Source organism: Marinococcus sp. LNHM5E3-2.1, from assembly GCF_056034365.1.
Genome location: NZ_JBQLIB010000003.1, coordinates 214,532 through 220,531 on the forward strand (window position 1 = coordinate 214,532; position 6,000 = coordinate 220,531).

Here is a 6,000-nt window from a genome sequence, read left to right on the forward strand (position 1 = left end):
GAGGAAGTAATCATTAATTATGTCCTATTTTATAATTAACGTTATTAAAACGTAATCTGGATGAAACCTCCCGTATTTTTCTGTTTGTTACACTTACTCGTGGTTCGATAAATTGATTTATACCACGAGGAGGAACCTGAATGTTTAAATCCAACAGACAAGCACCAAAATATATATTATCCTCTGCCGTCGTAACGGCTTTAGCTCTAACACCGGCTTTAAGCGGAAACGCTGATGCCTTCGCTGACCCTGAGTCAGACGAAAGCAGCACTTCCAGCCAAAGCGACTCTTCTGATACAGCAAACGAAACTGAATCTAATGAGGACACTCTGCTTTATCTTGGTGATACCGGCAGCAGTGTAGAATCTCTTCAGTCGGCTTTAAGCGATCTTGATTACTATACCTCCGAAGCTGACGGTACTTATGATGATGAAACTGTACAGGCTGTAGAAGCATTTCAAACAGAAAATAATTTAAGCATAGATGGCATCGCAGGCCCTGAAACAATGGGAGCATTGGATGAAGCAGAAGACTCCTCCGGGGCCAGCAGTGACACAGAAGAAAGCAGCAGCGGGAACAGCGATAATAATAATGAAAGCGAAGAAGTTGCTTCCGCGTCTTCAGAAGAATCTTCGGAGCCTTCCACTGAAAGCACATCAGCCAATGCCTCTGATTCCGGCCTTGTCGATTCCGCGGAAAGCGTACTAGGCACTCCTTATGAATGGGGCGGAACTACGGCAAGCGGCCTGGACAGCAGCGGCTTTATCAATTACGTGTTTGAAGAAAACGGCACAGACGTTTCAAGAACCCATGAAGGCATCTGGCAGAACAACGGGGACTTCGTAGAAGAGCCAAACGTTGGCGACGTTGTCTTTTATGAAGGCACGTATGACACAGAAGGCGCTTCGCACAGCGGCATATACATTGGAGACGACCAAATGATCCATTCCGGCTCAGGCGGGGTGGAAACAGCCGATACCACCAGTGACTACTGGGAAGAGCATTACATCGGTGCAAAATCAATCGATTAATACCCTCATATTTTAAGTAACCGCCTTTCTGCATGCTTGCAGAGGGCGGTTTTTTAATTGAACTGGATATTGACCTTTCAGAAGTTAGTAAAGGAACACAAGCGCCCGGGAAATCAGAGCTGCAGTAAATACTGCCCCTAAAAACGAATGCCAGTGGGCTTTCGATTCCGGTACATTTTCCCGCTGCTCCATTCCCTGAATTAGTTGTACTAAAGCCAAAGGCATCCCGAGAAAAATCAAATGCCATATTAAAAAGTCTCCTGAGCTAATGGTAAAAAATAATACAAACGCCGTCCCTGTCCATTCCAAAAGCTTCTCTGCTATAATTACTGATTTACTTCTTCGACGCTTCGGTTTATTTTTATAAGGCAATTTGGTTTTCCGCCGCAGCAGCCCGTCGAATATGAACCAAACAATCAATATAAGCACAAATGGAAAAAGCAATTCTACGATACTCTTATCATACGTGTACATAAAATAACCCTTCCCAGCCGATTAATAATTCAATACGACCGGCTGCCAGAAATAAACAAATGCCACGATAACAAAAATAGCGACAATGTTCATCCAAAATCCGGCCTTGACCATATCATCGATGGTTAAATAATCTGAACTGAAAACCGCAGCGTTAGGTGGAGTCGATATGGGAAGCATGAAGGCACAGCTGGCAGTGAGAGCCACGATCCCCATAATGGCGTAAGGGTCTACCCCAATTCCCATCGCAAGGCCGATGCTGATCGGCATCAGCATGTTCGATACGGCCGTATTGGACATGATTTCTGTCATAAATAATACAATGGCAGCAAGAACTATTAAAATTAATACAAAAGGAAGCACTTCAAGTCCCCCCAACAGCTCCCCAAACCATCCTGTTAAATTCGAAGATTCAAACGCAGCCGCGAGAGACAAGCCGCCTCCGAAAAGCAGAAGCAGGCCCCACGGAAGCTCTTTCATATCCTGCCATACCATGAGCCCGCCTCTCTCCTGTTTAGCCGGAAGCAAAAACATCGACGTGGCTCCAATAATTGAGATGGAAGTATCAGACAGACGATAGGCTTCGGGAATAAATCCGCTTGTAATCCAAAGAAAACCGACAATTGTAAAGATTGTCAGCACCGATTTTTCTTCAAACGACATCGGTCCCAGATCTTTTAGCTGGTTCCTGGCAAAATCTGTTGAAATGTCCTTTTGCGCTTTCACACGGAACTGCATTTTCGTTAAATAAAAATAAAGACCGGTCAACAAAATAACCGTTAAAGGAAAACCAAACAAAAACCATTCGGCAAAGGTAACCGTACGATCCAGATTGGAAGAAGCTACGGCTGCAAAAGCAGCATTGGGCACTGACCCTATTAATGTCGCCAGCCCGCCGATAGAAGCCGCATACGCTACTGAAAGAAGCAGTCCCTTAGCAAAACGGTTCAAGGATACTTCATCAAAGAAATCTTTATCCTTCACCTCTTTAATCAGCGCCAGTGCAATCGGCAGCATCATTAACGCCGTCGCAGCATTTGAAATCCACATGGAAAGCAAAGCAGTCGCCAATATAACGCCCAGCACAATGCGCTGACTTCCAGTACCGACAAACGAAATAATTGTCATCGCGATCCGTTTATGTAAGTTCCATTTTTCAATCGCAAGAGCAATGGTAAAACCACCCATATACATAAAAACAATAGGGTCGGCATACGCCATGGTTGCTGTCTCTTCATCCGCCCCTCCTGTGATTGGCAGCAGAAAGATAGGCAGCAGAGAGGTAGCCGGTATCGGCAGGGCTTCTGTAATCCACCAGGAAGCTACCCAGGCTGTAACAGCAAGTACGGCTCTCGGTTCGCTTTCAAGACCGGTAAGCGATGGAATGAAAAAAAGTAAAGCAAATAAGCCCGGTCCCAGAATCAGCCCGATTTTTTTCCTTCTTGGCATAGTTGCACTCCCTTCAATTAAAAATGCATGCGGTGTCAAAATCTGATCGGAATATTCTGTTTTTTTACCGCCGCATAATGCCCATTATATAGATAAAAGCTATTTGTTTGGATATATATTATAAAAAAAGAAAAAATAGGAAAAAAGGTGGATACTCTATGGCACCCACCTCCCAAACATTTTTACTTCACCTGTACATAGCCTGGATGAGCAGTGATATACAAACCTGATTTTAACCGGAACATTTCAGTACTGCTTCCGTCCACCTTCACTTTTTCCGTGATGGTGAATGCTTCTCCCTGACTGACCGTTCCCGCTACGGCGTCAGCATCAAAGGATGGACGGGAGCGTACATTCAGCACCTCGGCAAGGACTACCGCAAGTTTTCCTTTCACTGCAAAGTTTTCGAGAGCTTCCCATGTGTTCGGGCCAACAATGCCGTCTATGGTTAAATTTTGCGAATCCTGGAAGGAACGGACTGCGTTTTCTGTTTCGTCTCCAAAATTTCCGTCTGTGCCGTACAGCGGCAGTTTTTCTCCTGCATCAAGCAGCATCTGCTGCATCCGGGCGACTGCCGGACCGTTGTCACCGGGACGAAGCGTCGGAGTTAAGTCTTCCCCTAGTGGATGGCCCTCACGCACCGCCTCCCTTACACTATCCATATCGATGCCCGGGCAAGTGTTTGAGGAGTGGCCGGGATATTCCCGGTGTCCTTTCATATTACTGATGGAAACACCGACTCCTTCTGTCCCCCGAAGTGCTGACTGAAGATCAAAAAACGAACGTTCCTGTGCTTCGGTAAACGAACCGCTTCCCACCAGGCAGATACCTATTAACGGCGTATTGTTGTTTCCCACATGATATGAAATCCGGTCAATTCCATTGGCCCATTGAATCGTCCCGTCTCTCGTAATTACAAAATGATAACCAACGCTTGGCCAGCCGAGGGAATCCACATGATAATTGGCAAAGGAAAAAGCATCACCACTTGTGGTTGCTGAATGGTGTCTTGCGATTCCTGTAATCTGTGATAGCGACCGCTTCTGGTAAGAACCATTTCTTTTCACGCTTCCCCTGACGTCGACGAGCTGAGGCAGTTCTTGAAACATTAAAACATCCCCTTTTTCATATAGTCAGCCGGTATATTGCGGCTTCTATATATAAAAGGGGATGCTAAGCTGTATTTTACAACCAATTCACTAAATTTTTTTCGTATAGCTTTGAGCCCATCTTTCCATCGCTTCTAAAATCGGGAGAAGACCCATTCCGGCTTCCGTAAGCTGGTACTCTACCCGCACCGGCACCTCTGGATAAATGGCACGTGTCAAAATACCCGCATTTTCGAGTTCACGCAGCTGATTAGTCAATATCTTCGGGGTAACTTCAGGGAGGTTTTTCTGAAAAAAGCCGTATCTGCGTGGAGTACCATCGGAGAGTATCCGAACAATGTCTGCTTTCCATTTGCCACTAATTACAGCCAGCGTCACTTCCATCTCGCAATGTGCCTGGAATGGATCCATCATATGAAAGCGCTCCCTTTTTTATACATAGTATCATAGCGGAAAGCAACAAACAAGAAAGTGCCTACTTTCTTGAAAACGTTTTATCAAATACACTGGGGATAGGGCGTAAGCGCTCCTACTTCACTACTATGAGGAGGAATCAAAGGATGAGCAACAAAGCAGTGGTTTATCAAGGTGCTGGTAACGTTGAAATTCAAGACATTGGCTATCCTGATTTAGTACTTCACGAAGGCCCCGGAGTCCCGCCGTCCAACGCAGGACGGAAATGTGAACACGGTGTTATTCTTAAGATTGTGACGACAAATATTTGCGGAAGCGACCAGCATATGGTGCGCGGCCGTACAACTGCACCTAAAGGACTGGCTCTTGGACATGAGATTACAGGGGAAGTAGTGGAAGTGGGACGCGACGTAGAGTTTATTAAAAAAGGCGATCTTGTTTCTGTACCATTTAACGTAGCGTGCGGCAGATGTAAATTATGTAAAGAACAGAAAACTCATATATGTTTGAACGTAAACCCTGAGCGACCGGGCGGCGCTTATGGTTACGTAGACATGGGCGGCTGGGTAGGCGGTCAATCTGAATATGTTATGGTTCCTTATGCAGACTTTCAGCTGCTCGCCTTCCCGGATAAAGAACAGGCGATGGAAAAAATCATGGACCTGACCATGCTTTCAGATATTTTCCCAACCGGCTTCCACGGAGCCGCTTCTGCAGGTGTACGTCCCGGTTCGACTGTGTATGTCGCCGGTGCAGGACCTGTAGGACTTGCAGCCGCTCACTCAGCACAGCTTCTCGGTGCCTCCGTTGTTATTGTCGGTGACCTTAATGAACAGCGCCTGAAGCAGGCAGAAAGCTTCGGCTGCGAAACTGTAAACTTAACAAAGCATGACAGTCTTGGCGAGCAGATTGAGCAGATCCTCGGTATACCGGAAGTAGACTGCGCCGTTGATGCCGTTGGCTTTGAAGCATCCGGCCACGGGCCCGACGCGAAGGAAGCCCCGGCGACCGTGCTGAACTCGATCATGTCGGTCACCGAAGCCGGCGGGCAGTTGGGTATCCCGGGGCTGTACGTGACAGAGGATCCAGGTGCTTCTGACGATGACGCCAAGCAGGGCTCCCTGAAAATCCGTATCGGCTTAGGCTGGGCAAAGGCCCATACGTTCGTTACCGGACAAACTCCGGTCATGAAATACCACCGCAATTTGCTGAAATTGATTCTAAGCGATAAAGCGCAGATTGCCAAAGCAGTAAATGCCACGCTGATCTCGCTGGATGACGCACCTAAAGGCTACCAGGACTTTGATAAAGGGGCGGCGAAGAAATTCGTTATTGACCCTCACGGCTCTGTCCGGTCTTAAGCAAATAAAAACGAGCAGAAAGTATCTGCTCGTTTCAGACTGTCGACAATGGCTCTAATTTTAGAGCGTGTCGGCAGTTTTTTTATGCTATGATAAAAAGAAATAGCCTGGAAAGGGGTTATGGCGCATGATGAAGCGGAATGCGGAAGAAGCTCGTTACCG

At 46.6% G+C, this 6,000-nt stretch carries 6 protein-coding genes; 2 read left to right on the forward strand and 4 right to left on the reverse strand.

Annotated features, from left to right (window positions below):
- Positions 1-140: 140 nt before the first annotated feature.
- Positions 141-1,031: a C40 family peptidase gene (locus ACTRXH_RS06695; protein WP_474281270.1), complete on the forward strand. Its 891-nt coding sequence runs from the start codon at positions 141-143 to the stop codon at positions 1,029-1,031.
- Positions 1,032-1,115: 84 nt separating this feature from the next.
- On the opposite strand, the gene ACTRXH_RS06700 is transcribed toward ACTRXH_RS06695, so the two are convergent.
- The 4 genes from ACTRXH_RS06700 to ACTRXH_RS06715 form a co-directional block, all read right to left on the reverse strand.
- Positions 1,116-1,505, reverse strand: coding sequence for a DUF4181 domain-containing protein (locus ACTRXH_RS06700; RefSeq protein ID WP_474281272.1), 390 nt, complete (start codon positions 1,503-1,505; stop codon positions 1,116-1,118).
- Positions 1,506-1,526: 21 nt separating this feature from the next.
- Positions 1,527-2,954, reverse strand: a complete 1,428-nt coding sequence (locus ACTRXH_RS06705; protein WP_474281274.1) for an SLC13 family permease — start codon at positions 2,952-2,954, stop codon at positions 1,527-1,529.
- A 182-nt stretch (positions 2,955-3,136) separates the two neighbouring features.
- Positions 3,137-4,063 (reverse strand): peptidoglycan-binding protein, encoded by a 927-nt coding sequence (locus ACTRXH_RS06710; protein ID WP_474281276.1) that lies wholly within the window; start codon positions 4,061-4,063, stop codon positions 3,137-3,139.
- 90 nt (positions 4,064-4,153) lie between these two features.
- Complete coding sequence (locus ACTRXH_RS06715) at positions 4,154-4,477, reverse strand: winged helix-turn-helix transcriptional regulator (RefSeq protein ID WP_474260854.1); 324 nt, start codon at positions 4,475-4,477, stop codon at positions 4,154-4,156.
- 146 nt (positions 4,478-4,623) lie between these two features.
- Between ACTRXH_RS06715 and fdhA the strand changes: the two genes are divergently transcribed.
- Positions 4,624-5,838 (forward strand): formaldehyde dehydrogenase, glutathione-independent, encoded by a 1,215-nt coding sequence (gene fdhA / locus ACTRXH_RS06720; RefSeq protein WP_474260853.1) that lies wholly within the window; start codon positions 4,624-4,626, stop codon positions 5,836-5,838.
- The last annotated feature ends 162 nt before the right edge of the window (positions 5,839-6,000 follow it).

Excerpts from the sequence above, each read along its gene's own strand:
- ACTRXH_RS06710 (WP_474281276.1), bottom strand. The coding sequence starts at position 4,063 with ATGTTTCAAGAACTGCCTCAGCTCGTCGACGTCAGGGGAAGCGTGAAA.
- ACTRXH_RS06715 (WP_474260854.1), bottom strand. The coding sequence starts at position 4,477 with ATGATGGATCCATTCCAGGCACATTGCGAGATGGAAGTGACGCTGGCT.
- fdhA (WP_474260853.1), top strand. The coding sequence starts at position 4,624 with ATGAGCAACAAAGCAGTGGTTTATCAAGGTGCTGGTAACGTTGAAATT.
- ACTRXH_RS06700 (WP_474281272.1), bottom strand. The coding sequence starts at position 1,505 with ATGTACACGTATGATAAGAGTATCGTAGAATTGCTTTTTCCATTTGTG.
- ACTRXH_RS06705 (WP_474281274.1), bottom strand. The coding sequence starts at position 2,954 with ATGCCAAGAAGGAAAAAAATCGGGCTGATTCTGGGACCGGGCTTATTT.
- ACTRXH_RS06695 (WP_474281270.1), top strand. The coding sequence starts at position 141 with ATGTTTAAATCCAACAGACAAGCACCAAAATATATATTATCCTCTGCC.